At 66.8% G+C, this 15,734-nt stretch carries 10 protein-coding genes; 7 read left to right on the top strand and 3 right to left on the bottom strand.

Annotation, left to right across the window (positions count from 1 at the left end):
* The first annotated feature begins 38 nt into the window (after positions 1 to 38).
* The 7 genes from J3U95_RS22705 to J3U95_RS22675 all read left to right on the top strand — a co-directional run bounded on the left by J3U95_RS22705 (position 39) and on the right by J3U95_RS22675 (position 12,916).
* Entirely contained in the window at positions 39 to 2,402 is a 2,364-nt protein-coding gene (locus J3U95_RS22705) for a M1 family metallopeptidase (protein ID WP_208280903.1), read from the top strand.
* A gap of 88 nt (positions 2,403 to 2,490) precedes the next feature.
* Positions 2,491 to 4,854, top strand: coding sequence for a M1 family metallopeptidase (locus tag J3U95_RS22700; protein WP_208280900.1), 2,364 nt, complete (start codon positions 2,491 to 2,493; stop codon positions 4,852 to 4,854).
* The gene (locus tag J3U95_RS22695) at positions 4,851 to 5,345 is read left to right on the top strand and encodes a DUF6702 family protein (protein ID WP_208280899.1); all 495 of its coding nucleotides are present in this window, start codon (positions 4,851 to 4,853) and stop codon (positions 5,343 to 5,345) included. The genes J3U95_RS22700 and J3U95_RS22695 overlap by 4 nt, the downstream gene beginning before the upstream one ends.
* 23 nt (positions 5,346 to 5,368) lie before the next feature.
* Entirely contained in the window at positions 5,369 to 7,435 is a 2,067-nt protein-coding gene (locus tag J3U95_RS22690; protein ID WP_208280897.1) for a TonB-dependent receptor, read from the top strand.
* A gap of 86 nt (positions 7,436 to 7,521) precedes the next feature.
* Entirely contained in the window at positions 7,522 to 8,265 is a 744-nt protein-coding gene (locus tag J3U95_RS22685; RefSeq protein WP_208280896.1) for a 2OG-Fe dioxygenase family protein, read from the top strand.
* 360 nt (positions 8,266 to 8,625) lie between these two features.
* Complete coding sequence (locus J3U95_RS22680) at positions 8,626 to 9,777, top strand: efflux RND transporter periplasmic adaptor subunit (protein WP_208280895.1); 1,152 nt, start codon at positions 8,626 to 8,628, stop codon at positions 9,775 to 9,777.
* A 10-nt stretch (positions 9,778 to 9,787) separates the two neighbouring features.
* Entirely contained in the window at positions 9,788 to 12,916 is a 3,129-nt protein-coding gene (locus J3U95_RS22675; RefSeq protein WP_208280894.1) for an efflux RND transporter permease subunit, read from the top strand.
* On the opposite strand, the gene J3U95_RS22670 is transcribed toward J3U95_RS22675, so the two are convergent.
* Genes J3U95_RS22670 through J3U95_RS22660 form a run of 3 tightly spaced genes read right to left on the bottom strand, consistent with a single transcriptional unit; the run spans position 12,909 to position 15,691 of the window.
* Entirely contained in the window at positions 12,909 to 13,301 is a 393-nt protein-coding gene (locus tag J3U95_RS22670; RefSeq protein ID WP_208280893.1) for a diacylglycerol kinase, read from the bottom strand. The two genes, J3U95_RS22675 and J3U95_RS22670, sit on opposite strands and share 8 nt — an antisense overlap.
* Positions 13,279 to 14,052, bottom strand: coding sequence for a phosphatase PAP2 family protein (locus tag J3U95_RS22665; protein ID WP_208280892.1), 774 nt, complete (start codon positions 14,050 to 14,052; stop codon positions 13,279 to 13,281). Before J3U95_RS22665 ends, J3U95_RS22670 begins: the two co-directional genes overlap by 23 nt.
* 1 nt (position 14,053) lies before the next feature.
* Positions 14,054 to 15,691, bottom strand: coding sequence for a phosphoethanolamine transferase (locus tag J3U95_RS22660; RefSeq protein ID WP_208280891.1), 1,638 nt, complete (start codon positions 15,689 to 15,691; stop codon positions 14,054 to 14,056).
* Positions 15,692 to 15,734: the final 43 nt, after the last annotated feature.

Genomic DNA, 15,734 nt, shown 5'->3' with positions numbered 1-15,734 from the left:
AATTCTTTTCTTATATCAACTACAAATCCAGGGGAATCATGTTCCGTTTGCCTATCGGCGTGGCAGTGCTATGCCTTGCCACGTCAGCGTTCGCGGCCGCGCCCTTCGACGACAAGTTCCGCCAGCTCGACGAGCTGCTGCCTACGCCGGGCGCGATCCGTACCGCGTCCGGCGCGCCGGGCCACGCCTACTGGCAGCAGCGCGCCGACTACACGATCCGCGCCACGCTCGACGAGAACAAGCGCGCGCTCTCCGGCGCCGGCACGGTAACCTACCATAACAATTCCCCGGATACCCTGAAGTACCTGTGGCTGCAGCTGGACCAGAATATCTACAAGCCGGGTTCGGACGCGCGCCAGAGCGCCACCCTCCCCTCGCGCAATGCCTGGACCGGCGCCACGCCGCAGACCGGCCTGAAGTTCGACGGCCTGCGCTCGCTGCTCGAGCAGCGCACTTTCCCCGGCGGCTTCGACATCCTGGCGGTGAAGGACGCGAACGGCCGCGCGCTGCCGCACACCATCAACAAGACCATGATGCGGATCGACCTGCCGCAGCCGCTCAAGCCGGGCGCGCGCGTGACGTTCAGCATCGACTGGCGCTACAACATCAACGAGCAGAAGGTGCTGGGCGGCCGCGCCGGCTACGAGAAGTTCGACGACAATAACGACCTGTTCGAGATCGCCCAGTGGTTCCCGCGCATGGCCGCCTATTACGACGTCTATGGCTGGCAGCACAAGCAGTTCCTGGGTTCGGGCGAGTTCACGCTCGAATTCGGCGACTACGACGTGCGCATTACCGTGCCGGCGGACCACGTGGTCGCGTCGACCGGCGAACTGCAGAACCCGGGCGACGTGCTCACCGCCGCCCAGCGCGAGCGCCTCAAGCAGGCGCGCACGGCGAAGAAGCCGGTGATCATCGTGACCCAGGCGGAAGCCGAGGCGGCCGAGAAGGCGCGCAGCACGGCAACCAAGACCTGGCATTTCAAGGCCAAGAACGTGCGCGATTTCGCCTTCGCATCGAGCCGCAAGTTCATCTGGGACGCCCAGGGCGTCAAGAGCGGCGACGTCGACGTGCTGGCGATGTCCTACTACCCGAAAGAGGGTAATCCGCTGTGGGAGAAATACTCGACCCAGGCGATCATCCACACCATCGAGCAGTACAACAAGTACTCCTTCGACTACCCGTACCCGACCGCGATCTCGGTCAACGGCCCGGTGGGTGGCATGGAGTACCCGATGATCTCGTTCAACGGCCCGCGTCCAAGCAAGGACAAGAAGACCGGCGAGATCACCTATTCGCAGCGCACCAAGTATGGCCTGATCGGCGTGATCATCCACGAGGTGGGCCACAACTACTTCCCGATGATCGTCAACTCTGACGAACGCCAGTGGACCTGGATGGACGAAGGCCTGAACACCTTCGTGCAATACCTGGCGCAGCAGGCCTGGGAAGAGAACTGGCCGGACAGCCGCGGCGAGCCGCGCCGCATCACCGACTACATGAAGAGCCGCAACCAGGTGTCGATCATGACCAACTCGGAATCGCTGCTGCAGTTCGGGAACAACGCCTACGCCAAGCCGGCCGCCGCGCTGAACGTGCTGCGCGAGACGGTGCTGGGCCGCGAACTGTTCGACTTCGCCTTCAAGGAATACGCCCAGCGCTGGAAATTCAAGCGCCCCACCCCCGCCGACTTCTTCCGCACCATGGAAGACGCGTCCGGCACGGACCTCGACTGGTTCTGGCGCGGCTGGTTCTACACCACCGATGCGGTCGACGTGAGCGTGGACGGCATCACCGAATACACGGTCTCGAGCCAGGATCCGGAAGTCGAGAAGGCATTGCTGCGCGCGCGCCGCGCGGAGGAACCGGTGTCGGTCACCAGGCAGCGCAACGAGGGGATGGCGCGCCGAGTCGATGCGCATCCCGAGCTGAAGGACTTCTACAACGAGAACGACGACTTCACCGTCACCAACAAGGACCGCAACCGCTACCAGGAAAAGATGGCCGGCCTGGAGGACTGGGAAAAGGCGCTGCTCAAGGAGGGCAAGCACCTGTACCTGGTGGACTTCACGAACGTGGGCGGGCTGGTGACGCCGCTGGTGGTCGAGATCGAACTCAAGAGCGGCAAGAAATATATCGAGCGGATTCCGGCCGAGGTGTGGCGTTACTCGCCGGCGAAGATCACCAAGCTGTTCGTCACCGACGAGCCGATGGTGGGGCTGACCCAGGACCCGTACTGGGAGACGGCCGACGTCGACGTCAGCAACAACAGCTGGCCGAGGAAGGCGACGCCGTCGCGGCTGGAGTTGTTCAAGACCGAGCGCGATCCGAACAATCTGATGCGCGACTTTAATACCAAGCTGAAGGCCGGCGAGAGCAGCAGCACGCCTCCGGCTGAATGATCGGCTGCCTGTCTTTTCGTTGAACGCGTAGAGTAATTCGGTCCAGTGGACCGAATTACGAGCCGTCCACCCTACCGCTGTTACCCACATGAATCTCAAGCACCTGCAGGCGACCATCGCCGCCCTCGTTCTTTCCGCCTCCGCCAGCGCCGCCGGCCCCGTCTTCGACGACAAGTTCCGCCAGCTGGAGGAACTGCTGCCGACGCCGGGCGAGACCCGCAACGCGGCCGGCGCGCCCGGCCACAAGTACTGGCAGCAGCGCGCCGACTACCGGCTGCGCGTGACGCTCGACGAGAACAAGCGCTCGCTGTCGGGCTCCGGCACCGTGACTTACCATAACAATTCGCCGGATACCCTGTCCTACCTGTGGGTGCAGCTGGACCAGAACATGTTCCGCAACGATTCGGACAACCGCAATATTTCCACCCTGCCGTCGCGCGACGCCTGGCAGCCGCGCGGGAACGATGGCGTCAAGTTCGACACGCTGCGCTTCACGCTCGAGGCGCGCAAGTTCGACGGCGGCATCCACATCGCCAGCGTCACCGGCAGCGACGGCAAGCCCCTGCGCCACACGATCAACAAGACGATGATGCGGATCGACCTGCCGCAGCCGCTCAAGCCGGGTGCGCGCACCTCGTTCAACGTGGCCTGGAGCTTCAACATCCCCGAGATGAACGTGCTGGGCCGCCGCATGGGCTTCGAGCGCTTCGACGACGGCAACGACATCTTTGAAATCGCCCAGTGGTTCCCGCGCATGGCGGCCTACTACGACGCGGCCGGCTGGCAGAACGCGCAATACCTGGGCGACGGCGAATTCACCCTCGAATTCGGCGACTACGACGTCCAGATCACGGCTCCCGCCGACCACGTGGTGGCCTCCACCGGCGAACTGCAGAATCCGGGCGACGTGCTCACCGCGGTCCAGCGCGAGCGCCTGAAGCAGGCGCGCACGGCGAACAAGCCGGTCATGATCATCACCCAGCTTGAAGCCCAGGCGAATGAAAAAGGCCGCGCCACCGGCACCAGGACCTGGCGCTTCAAGGCGCAGAACGTGCGCGACTTCGCCTTCGCCACCAGCCGCAAATTCATCTGGGATGCACAGGGCATCAAGAGCGGCAAGCAGGACGTGATGGCGATGTCCTACTACCCGGCCGAGGCCAATCCGCTGTGGGAAAAGTACTCGACCCCGGCCGTGATCCATACCATCGAGCAGTACAACAAGTATTCGTTCGACTACCCGTATCCGGTCGCGATCTCGGTCAACGGCCCGGTGGGCGGCATGGAATACCCGATGCTGTCGTTTAACGGGCGCCGTCCGGTGAAGGATGCGAAGACCGGCGAGATGACGTATTCGAAGGCCGCCAAGTATGGCCTGATCAGCGTGATCATCCACGAGGTGGGCCACAATTACTTCCCGATGATCGTCAATTCGGACGAGCGCCAGTGGACCTGGATGGACGAGGGCATGAACAGCTTCCTGCAGTTCCTGGCCGAGCAGGCCTGGGAAGAAAACTACCCATCGCGCCGCGGCGAGGCGCGCGACATCGTCTCCTACATGCGCAGCACCAACCAGGCGCCGATCATGACGAATGCCGAATCGACGCTCCAGCGCGGCAACAACGCCTATGCCAAGCCGGCCACCGCCTTCAACATCCTGCGCGAGACCATCCTCGGCCGCGAGCTGTTCGACTTCGCCTTCAAGGAATACGCCGAACGCTGGAAGTTCAAGCGCCCCACCCCGGCCGACTTCTTCCGCACCATGGAAGACGCGTCCGGCACGGACCTCGACTGGTTCTGGCGCGGCTGGTTCTACACGACCGACGCGGTCGACATCAGCGTCGAGGGCATCACCGAGTACACCGTCAGCAGCCAGGACCCGGAGGTCGAGAAGGCGCTTCGCCGCGAACGCGCCAACGGCGAACCGGTGTCGGTCATGGACCAGCGCAACAAGGGGATGGCGCGCCGCATCGACGCCCATCCCGAGCTGAAGGACTTCTACAACGAACACGACGAGTTCACGGTCACCAACAAGGACCGCAACAAGTACCAGGAAACCATGGCCGGCCTGGAGGATTGGGAAAAGGCCCTGCTCAAGGAAGGCAAGCACCTGTATCTGGTCGACTTCGCCAACAAGGGCGGGCTGGTGATGCCGCTGATCGTCGAGATCGAACTCAAGAGCGGCAAGAAGATCGTCGAGCGCATTCCGGCCGAGGTGTGGCGCTATTCGCCGACTAGAATCACCAAGCTGTTCGTCACCGACGAACCCATCGTGGGCCTGACCCAGGATCCGTTCTGGGAAACCGCCGACATCGACACCAGCAACAACAGCTGGCCGCGCAAGACCGCGCCGTCGCGCCTGGAGCTGTTCAAGACCGAGCGTGACCCGAACAACCTCATGCGCGACATGCAGACGCCGCTGAAGGGCGCCGCGGCGCCAAAGGCCGCGCAATGACACTGCGCGGTTTCAAGACGCTGTGCATCGCCCTGCTGCTGTGCGTGAGCACAGCAGCGAGCGCGCACCGCTTCCACTTCGGCATGACCGACATCTCGTACAACGAGCGCACCAAGAGCACCGAGATCGTCCACACCTACACGGCGCACGACATCGACGCCCTGCTGCTGAACCTCTACCAGCGCCAGTTCGACCTCTCCGACCCGGAAGACCAGGACGTGCTGCGCCAGTACGTCGAGCGCCAGTTCTGGCTCTCCGGCCCGGACGGCAAGCGCCTGCCGTCCAGATGGATCGGCATGACGGTCGACGCCAACAGCGTCGTCGTCTACCAGGAAATCGAGAACACGCCGCTCACCCGCGCGGCCACGATCCGCCAGGGCGTGCTGATCGACTTCCTGCCCGAGCAGGTCAACACCGTCAACCTGGGCGCGGGCGGCGAAGTACGTTCCCTCACCTTCACCCGCCAGGCGCTCGAGCAGCCGGCGCAGTAACACATACCTTTTCCAAGAGTTCCATGCTTCTCCGTCCTATCGCCTGCGCGCTGGCCGCGCTGGCCGCGCTGTCCGCCACGTCCGCCGTCCACGCCGACGACTTCCAGCTCCAGCGCGTGCTGGTCGAAGGCGCCCGCGCCTCCCAGCTCGGCATCGCCGATTCGGCCGGCGCCGGCAGCGCGGGCGCGAAAGACCTGGCGGGCCGCATCGCCTACCGCCCGGGCGAACTGCTCGAAGTCACGCCCGGCCTGATCGCCAGCCAGCACAGCGGCGAAGGCAAGGCCAACCAGTTCTACCTGCGCGGCTTCAATCTCGACCACGGCACCGATCTCGCCACCTGGGTCGACGGCATGCCGGTCAACCAGCGCAGCCATGCCCACGGCCAGGGCTGGACCGACCTGAACTTCCTGATCCCGGAGCTGGTCGGCCGCCTCGACTACCGCAAGGGGCCGTATTCGGCGCGCGAAGGCGACTTCTCGTCGGCCGGCGTGGCCTCGCTCACCTATGCCAACCGGCTGGTGAAAGACCTCGCCTCGGCCACCGTCGGCCAGGACGGCTACCGGCGCGCCATGATCGCCGGCTCGCCCGAGGTGGCGGGCGGCAGCCTGCTGTACGCGCTGGAGGCGATGCACAACGATGGTCCGTGGGCACGGCCGGACGACTACCGCAAGCTCAATGCCGTGCTGCGGTTCAGCCAGGGCTACGCCAACAACGGCTGGAGCGTCACCGCCATGGGCTATCGCGGCGACTGGGATTCCACCGACCAGATCCCGCTGCGCGCGGTGCGGGATGGCCGCATCGGGCGCTACGACCTGGTCGACGACAGCGATGGCGGCGAGGCGCGGCGCTTCAGCCTGTCGGGCATCTGGCGCCGGACCGATGCCGACTCGGCCAGCAAGGTGAGCGCCTACGTGATCCGCAACCAGCTCGCGCTGTTCTCGAACTTCACCTATTTTCTGAACGATCCGGTGAATGGCGACCAGTTCGCCCAGCCCGACCGCCGCGTCACCACCGGCGTCGATGCCACCCACACCTGGCATATGCACCGCACCGAGGAGTTGTCGTCCGACCTGACGGTGGGCGCCCAACTCCAGAACGACAATATCTTCAACCGCCTGTACGACACGCGCCGGCGCCAGCGCATCGCAACCACGCGCGAAGACCATATCGTCGAGACCCACGGCGCCGTCTTCATCGAAAGCGCGACCCGCTGGAGCGATGCGCTGCGCACGGTAGCGGGTGTCCGGGCCAGCAACTACCGCTTCCGCGTGGACGGCGACCGGCCGGAGAATGCCGGCAAGGCGCACGACACGTTGGTCACGCCGACGCTGAACATCGTCTATGGCCCGTGGGCGGAGACCGAGCTGTATGTCAACTACGGCCACGGCTTCCACAGCAACGACGCGCGCGGCACGGTGGCGACCGTCGATCCGAAGACCCTCGAAGCGGTCGATCCGACGCCCGGCCTGGTGCGTTCGCGCGGTGTCGAATTCGGCGTGCGCACCGAGGCGATTCCGAAGATGCAGACGTCGCTGGCCGTGTACCGCCTCGACTTCGATTCCGAACTGACCTATATCGGCGACGCCGGCAATACCGAGGCGGGCGACCCGAGCCGCCGTTATGGCGTCGAGTTCTCGAACTACTACCGCCCGCTCAAGTGGCTCTCGATCGACCTCGACGCGGCCTGGGCGCGCGCCCGCTCGCGTGGCGGCAATCCGGACGGCGACCGGGACTCCGGCCGCCGGATACCCGGCGCCATCGAAGGCGTCGCCCAGCTGGGCGTGACCGTCGACCCGAGCGGCCCGTGGTCGGGTTCCCTGCGCCTGCGCTGGTTCGGCCCGCGTCCGCTGATCGAGGACGACAGCGTGCGCTCGAGTTCGAGCCTGACGCTCAATGGCCGCATCGGCTACCGGCTGGCGAGCGACCTGCGCGTGGAGCTGGAAGGCTTCAATCTTACCAACCGGCGCGCCTCGGCCATCGACTACTTCTACGAGTCGCAGTTGCAAGGCGAAGCCGCGCCGGTGGCCGACGTGCACTTCCATCCGATCGAGCCACGCTCGCTGCGCCTGACCCTGGTCAAACAGTGGTGACGACGGCTGCCGGCTGCCTGATCCAGCGTATCGATCGTTCGGCGGGGGCGGTCACCCGTAAAGACGAAAAGTGCTACGCTAGCGGGATGACTACATTGCAAACGCAACTCCCCTATCTCGCGCCGTCACAGCTGACGGAAGCCCTGCGCAGCACCGGCTATGCCGTCCTGCGTCCCCAGGATGTCGCCCAACTGGCCGGCTGCGGCATCGACGAGCTGGACTCGCTCGTGCCGAGCTGGGACCGGCTCGAGCTGGACGAATACCTGAAGGACGGCGGCCGCTACCGCCGCCGCCGCCATTCCTGCTTCATCGACGACGCCGGCCAGCTCGAGCAGACGCCGCACCGCGCGCACTGGCAGCCGGTCGAGTACAACGCGCTGCACGGCGGCATGCACCGACTGTTCGCGCCGATGGAAGCGGCCACCGTCGCCAATCCGGCCTGGGACCGGCTGCTGCGCGCGCTGGGCGGGGTCTGTTCAAAGGTCGCGGGCCAGCAGCGCTGGTTCGTCGAAGCGCACCAGTTCCGCATCGACACCGCCGACGGCATCGGCCGCCCGACGCCCGAAGGCGCGCACCGCGACGGCGTCAACTTCGTGGCCGTGATCCTGATCAATCGCAAGGACATCAAGGGCGGCGAGACGCGCGTGTTCGACGCCGACGGCCCGGCCGGCCAGCGCTTCACGATGCTCGAGCCATGGACCCTGCTGCTGCTGGACGATGCCGCCGTGATCCACGAATCGACGCCGATCCAGCCGCTGGGCGAACACGGCTACCGCGACACGCTGGTGCTGACCTGGCGCGCCAATGCCTTCCAGGGCGAAGACGCCTGAATTTCTTTTACAAGCAAAAAAAACGCCCGCGAACCTGATGGTTGGCGGGCGGGAATCCAATTTTCGGAGAAAACTGGAGGAGACGGTTCCAATATAGTCTTTTTTATTGTGCAGTGCAATACGGTAGAAGTACTGTAGTTGTTTCAATAGAGGAAGCCCTCTAAATCAGGCTGCCGGCCTGGGCGTTTGCGGCAGTGCGCCAAATCTGTTTCTCCCATATTCCCTCTGTTTCGGCCATCTTTTAGGCCGATAAACCGCTCTATTTAGCCGGCCATGCCGGACTGCGTGCGGCGCGTGCGCACCTGTCTGCCGTATCGCTTTTGCTACACTTCTTTGCTATAGCCAAAAGACATAGAGACCATGATAAACATTCGCGCTCCGCGCACGCTCGTCATTGCCCTGGGCGCCGCCGCCCTGTGCGCCACCGTCGCACTGGCCACCGCCAACCGCGCCACCGCGAAGGATGAAAAAGCGCCGCCGCGTCCCGCCCTGAGCGTCACCACCGCCCGCCCTGCCACCACCAGCCTGCCGATCAACCTCACCGCCAACGGCAGCATCGCCGCCTGGCAGGAAGCGGTGATCGGCAGCGAATCGAACGGCCTGCGGCTGGCCGAGGTGCGGGTGAATGTCGGCGACGTGGTCAAGAAGGGGCAGGTGCTGGCGGTCTTCGCCGACGAGACGGTGCGCGCCGAGATCGAAGGCGCGCGCGCCGCGCTGCTCGAAGCCCAGGCCAACCAGCAGGAAGCGAAGTCCAACGCCGACCGCGCCCGCGCGCTGGAAAGCTCGGGCGCGCTGAGCGCACAGCAGGTCACCCAGTACGTCACCGGCGAAATGACCGCCGCGGCGCGCGTGAAATCGGCCCAGGCCACCCTCACCCAGCAGCAGCTGCGCCTGAAGTACACGCAGGTGGTCGCGCCCGACAGCGGCGTGATCTCGGCGCGCAGCGCCACCGTCGGCGCCGTGGTCGGCGTCGGCACCGAACTGTTCCGCATGATCCGCCAGGGCCGCCTCGAATGGCGCGCCGAAGTCGTGGCGCAAGACCTGGGCCGCATCAAGCCCGGCGCCAGGGCGGTCGTGCGCGCCGCCAGCGGTGCGGAGATCGCCGGCAAGGTGCGCACCGTGGCGCCGTCGGTCGATCCGCAGACCCGTATCGCCCTGGTCTACGTCGACCTGCCGCCGTCCCTGTCCAGCGACATGCCGCTCAAGGCCGGCATGTTCGCCAGCGGCCGCTTCGAGCTGGGCGCGTCGAACGCGCTGACCGTGCCGCAGCAGGCGGTCGCCGTACGCGACGGCTTCAGCTATGTGTTCCGATTGAATGCCGACAGCCGCGTGAGCCAGGTGAAGGTCAACCTCGGACGCCGCCTGGGCGAACGGGTGGAGGTGGTGAGCGGCCTGAATGCCGACATGGCGATCGTGGTCCAGGGCGCCGGCTTCCTCAATGACGGCGACCTGGTGCGCAATATTGCCGCTACGCCGGCGCCGGCCGCCGCACGCACGAGCGCGGCGCGCTGAGGAAGGCAACATGAATTTCTCCGCCCTCTCGATCCGCAACCCGATCCCGGCGATCATGCTGTTCGCCCTGCTCACCGTGGCGGGGCTGCTGGCCTTCAACGCCAGCAAGGTGCAGGACTTCCCGGACATCGAGCTGCCGATCGTGACCGTCACCGCGACCCTCGACGGCGCCGCCCCGGCCCAGCTCGAGACCGAGGTCGCGCGCAAGATGGAAGACTCGATCGCCACCCTGCAAGGCATCAAGAACATCTATACCCGCGTGCTGGACGGCGTGGCCACCATCACGGTCGAGTTCATCCTCGAGCGCGATCCGGCCGATGCCGTCAACGACGTGCGCGACGCGGTCTCGCGCGTGCGCGCCGACATGCCGGCCGAGATGCGCGACCCGACGGTGACCAAGACCGCCACCGCCGGCCGTGTGGTCTCGACCTTCACCGTGGAGGCGGCAAAGGGCTCGGGCCTGGACGACCAGGACCTGAGCTGGTTCGTCGACAACGACGTCTCCAAGCGCCTGCTGAGCGTGCCCGGCCTGGGCGCGGTCAAGCGCGTGGGCGGCGTCACGCGCGAAGTGCGGGTCGAGCTGGACGACCAGCGCATGGCCGCGCTGCGCGTCTCGGCGCTGGACGTCTCGCGCCAGCTGCGCAATGTGCAGCGCGAAGCGCCGGGCGGACGCGGCGACGTGGCCGGCGTCGAGCAATCGGTGCGCACCCTGGCCACCGTGCAGACCGCGCAGCAGCTGGCGGCGATGGACATCCCGCTGCCGGACGGCCGCCACGTGCGCCTCGACCAGGTGGCCAACGTGATCGACACGGTCGAGGAGCAGCGTGCGCTGGCCGAACAGGATGGCCGCAAGGTGGTCGCCTTCGAGGTGTTCCGCACCCGCGGCGCCGGCGAGATCGACGTCGCCACCGGGGCGCGCGCAGCAATGGAACAGCTGGGCAAGGAAAATCCCAGGCTCGTGATCAGGGAAGTGATCGACAACTCCTACTCGGTCGAAGAGAACTTCGACGCCTCGATGCACATGCTGTACGAAGGCGCGCTGCTGGCGGTGCTGGTGGTGTGGTGGTTCCTGCGCGACTGGCGCGCGACCCTGATCGCCGCTGCCGCCCTGCCGCTGTCGGTGATCCCGGCCTTCCTGGGCCAATACCTGTTCGGCTACACGCTGAACATGGTCACCTTGCTGTCGCTGGCCCTGGTGGTTGGCGTGCTGGTCGACGATGCGATCGTCGAGATCGAGAACATCTCGCGCCACCTCCACATGGGCAAGACGCCGATGCAGGCCGCGCTGGAAGCGGCCGACGAGATCGGGATGGCGGTGATCGCCACCACCTTCGCCCTGGTCGCCGTGTTCCTGCCGACCGCCTTCATGGGCGGCATCCCCGGCAAATTCTTCAAGCAGTTCGGCTGGACCGCGGTGCTGGCCATCCTGGCCTCGCTGCTGGTGGCGCGGCTGCTCACGCCGATGATGTGCGCCTACCTGATGAAGGCGCCGAAGAATGCCGGCAAAGAAGGGCATGCGCCGCAGGACGGCCCGCTGATGCGCCGCTATCTGGCCGTCATGCAGTGGTGCCTGCGCCGGCGCGGCCTGACCATGCTCGGCGCGGCCCTGTTCTTCGTCGGTTCGCTGGCCCTGGTGCCGCTGCTGCCGACCGGCTTCATGCCGCCGGCCGACCGCTCGCAGAGCCAGGTCAACGTCGAGCTGCCGCCGGGCGCCACCCTGGCCCAGACCCATGCGGTGGCCGAGCAGGTGCGCCAGAAGGTGATGGGGGTGGCCGGCGTGAAGAGCGTGTTCAGCTCGATCGGCGGCGGCTCCAGCGGCGACGCCTTCTCGCCTGGCGCGGCGGCCGAGGCGCGCCGCGCTGTCCTGACCATCACCACCGTCCACCGCAGCGATCGCGACGTGAAGCTCGGCGTGATCGAGAACCACATCCGGCAGGCGCTGGTGGACATCCCCGGCGCCCGCTTCACGGTCGGCATACCGGACGCCGGCACCAAGATGCAGTTGGTGCTGCGCAGCGACGACGCGCAAGCCCTCACCGCCGCCGCACGCCAGGCCGAGCGCGAGCTGCGCACCTTGCGCGGCATCGGCAACGTCAGTTCCAGCGCCTCGCTGGTACGTCCCGAGATCATCGTGCGGCCCGACTTCGCGCGCGCGGCCGACCTGGGCGTGACGGCGGCCTCGATCGGCGAGACGGTACGCGTGGCCACCGCCGGCGACTACGAGCAATCGCTGGCCAAGATGAACCTGGACGAGCGCCAGGTGCCGATCCGGGTCAAGCTGCCGGATGCGGTGCGCGCCGACCTGGACGCCATCGGGCGCCTGACGGTGCCGGGCGCGAACGGCCCGGTGCTGCTGTCCACCGTCGCCGACATCACGATGGAAAGCGGTCCGGCCCAGATCGACCGCCTGAACCGCAGCCGCAACGTGACGCTCGACGTCGAGCTGTCCGGCCGCGCGCTGGGCGAGGTCAATGCCGAGGCGCGCGCGCTGCCGGTATTCCAGTCGCTGCCGTCGTCGGTGACGATCGCCGAACTGGGCGACGCGCAAGAGATGCAGGCGCTGTTCAACAGCTTCGGCGTCGCGATGCTGATCGGCGTGCTGTGCATCTATGGCGTGCTGGTGCTGCTGTTCTCGGACTTCATGCAGCCGGTGACGATCCTGGCGGCGCTGCCGCTGTCGATCGGCGGCGCGTTCGTCGCCCTTCTGATCACCAGCAATGCGCTGTCGATGCCGACCATGATCGGCCTGATCATGCTGATGGGGATCGTGACCAAGAACTCGATCCTGCTGGTCGACTACGCGATCCTGGCGCGCGAAGCCGGCATGGAGCGCTTCGACGCCCTGGTCGACGCCTGCCACAAGCGCAGCCGCCCGATCGTGATGACCACCATCGCCATGGGCGCCGGCATGCTGCCCCTGGCCCTGGGCTTCTCGGGCGACCCGAGCTTCCGCTCGCCGATGGCGGTGGCGGTGATCGGCGGCCTGATCACCTCGACCTTATTGAGCCTGCTGGTGGTGCCGGCCGTCTACACCTATATCGACGACCTGGAGCACTGGTTCAAGCGCCACGCGCGCAGGCTGCGGCGCCAGCCGGCGCCGGCGCCGACGAAGGCCGAGGAGCACAGTCCGGCTAAGTAAACAACAGGGGCAGGACGAGCACACCCCAGGTCAGGGCAGCGAGCATGACGGCCAGCGCGACGGCCGCGCTGCCCAGGTCCTTGGCGCTCTTGGACAAGGGGTGGCGCTCGAGCGAGATGCGGTCGACCACCGCTTCGATGGCGGAATTGAGCAGCTCGACGACCAGCACCGCCACCAGCACCGCGACCAGGGCCAGCCGCTCGAGGGCCGGCAGCGGCAGCAGCGCCGCCGCCAGCATGGCCGGCACGGCCACCAGCAGCTCCTGGCGGAAGGCGTGTTCCGATTGCCAGGCGAACTTCAGGCCTTCGGCCGAATAGCGGGATGCGGACAGGATCCGTCCCAGGCCTTGCTTGCTCTTGAATTCACTGATCTGTGGTTGCGACATGGATGGGTTCCGATAAGGGGTTGGAGGGCGCCTTGCGGCGGGATGGCCGCGCCCGCAGGACGGCGGCCAGGAACAGGACGATGGCGCAGGCGATCCAGATCGACCACAGGGTGTGGGTCATGAAATGGGCGCCGCGCAGCTGCTGCAGGTAGCCGACCGCCGCACCGAACGCGAGCGCGAGGGCGGCCACCGCGCCCGCCGTCCGTGGCCGCGCCGGCAGCCAGTACACCGCCAGCGACAGCAGCCACAAGGCGCTCGACGCATGCCCGGCCGGCAGGCACTGTCCGGCGACGGCGCCGGCCGGCAAGGCCTCGAACAGGCGCACATAGGGTTGATCTCCGCCATAGCGCAGCAAGTCCCACGGACAATGCGAGGTGCTGAAGTGCTTGAGCACGCTGACCGCCAGCGGCACCAGCACTGCCGACAGCGCGACGATGCGCAGCCGCAGGCGCGCGTGACCGCCCATGCGGGCGCGCGGCCAGGCCAGGTCGGCCAGGGCGCGGCCGATGAAGCCCAGCGCGAGCAGCATCAGCAGCCATTTGAGGATCATATGGCTGAAGGTCTCGGCCAGCCAGGCATGGCGCCAGGGGAAGACGCCGCTGGCGGCATCGAACACCGCATCGGCCAGCGCCAGGTCGACGTCGGTGCCGCGGCCGATCCAGAAGATCACCAGCGCCGCGGCGGCCAGCGCCGCAGCCATGCGCCGGACCACCCGCGCCGGCAGCAGCGCAGTGGAAGTGGCGGCGCCCATCTCACGCGCCCCGCACGCAGGCATGGAAGATGTCGAGTCGCGGATTGAGCACCGCCGTGTTCACGTCGAGCATGCCGAGCACCGAGTGGAACATGTTGTCGTGCGACAGCGGCTCGTTGCGGCGCTGGCCCAGGCAGCGGCGGTCGATGCGGAAGCGCTCGCTGAAGCCGTCCGACATCCACAGCATCATCGGCACCTCGGTCTGCTCGCGCGGCGCGAACATATAGGGCGTGCCGTGCAGGTAGACGTTGTTCTCGCCCAGCGATTCGCCGTGATCCGAGAAGTACAGCATCGCGGTATCGACGTCCTCGCCCTGGGCCAGCGCGCGCAGGCGGTCGATGGTCGCGCTCAGGAAGTAGTCGGTGTATAGGATGGTGTTGTCGTAGGCGGCGCGGATCGACTCGCGGGAGCAGGTCTCGAACTGGTTGCTGGTGCATACCGGGCCGAAGCGGCCGAAGGCGCGCGGATAGCGGCTGGCATAGGCGGGACCATGACTGCCCTTCTGGTGCAGCACCACCACCATGTCCTTGCCGCCGCGGCGCAGCAGTTCCGGCAGGCCGTCGAGCAGGACTTCGTCGTAGCATTCGTCACCCTCACAAGGACGGCCCGGCTTCGTCCGCGACAGGTCCTCGTAGTGCACGCGGTCGCACACGCCCTTGCAGCCCGAATTATTGTCGCGCCAGACGACGTCGAAGCCGGCATGCGCGAGCACGTCGAGCAAGCCTTCCTGGCGCTCGGCCTTCGACTGGCTGTAGTCCTCGCGGCCGAAGGCCGAGAACACGCAGGGCACCGACACCGCGGTCGCGGTGCCGCAGGAACGCACGCGCGAAAAGTTGATCAAGCCGCGTTGCCGCGCCAGCAGCGGATTGGTGTCGCGGGGGTAACCGTTGAGCGAGAAATTCGCCGCGCGCGCCGTTTCGCCGACCACGATCACGGTCAGCGTGCGGCGCTGCGCACCCTTCCACGCGGCGCCCTTGACGGCGTCGCGTCCGAGCGGCGCGACCACGATGGGCGCGGCCCAGCGCGCGCGCAGGTAGCCGTGCGTCGCCTGGATGAAGTTGGTCGGCGTGAGCAGGAAGCGCAGCTCGCGATGCTCGTGCAGCGCCGGCGCCAGGCTCTTGTACAGCAATACCAGCAGCAGGAGCGCCAGCAGCAGCGAGCCGCCAGCGATGCCCGCGCGTTCGAGCAGCCCGCGCGCGCCGCGCGGGAAGGCGATCCGGGCGCGCCAGATCGCCCACGAAGGCAGCACGCCCAAGAGGCCGATCCTGGCCGCCATCTGCCAGCTGATCAGCTCCGTGGCTTCGCGCGTGTCGGTCTCGAACACGTTCTGGATCATGGCCTTGTCGATGACGATGCCATAGGTCGCGATGAAATAGCCGGCGGCCGACGCGGCCAGCACCAGCGCGATCAGCACCGGCTTGGCGACCAGCCGAAAGCTGGCCAGCGTCAGGCAGGCGTTGAAGAACAAGACCACGATCAGGAACGAGCCCGCCAGCAGCGGCAGGCTGGCCAGCGAGACGCCGCCCGCGGCGCTGCTCAGGACCGACCAGAACTTGATGTTACCCACGCTGGCCAGCAACAATGCCACGACCAGCACCAGCACCGGCGCCTGGATGCGCCTGACGAACAATCTCTCCACGCTCTTCCCTCAAGCAGCGCGGTCCGACACGGACCGCAGTACT

The sequence above is a fragment of the Massilia oculi genome, assembly GCF_017582745.1.
GTDB lineage: Bacteria > Pseudomonadota > Gammaproteobacteria > Burkholderiales > Burkholderiaceae_D > Telluria > Telluria oculi_A.
The sequence above is the reverse complement of the archived record's forward strand: the minus strand, read 5'-3'. Positions and strand labels throughout refer to the sequence as shown.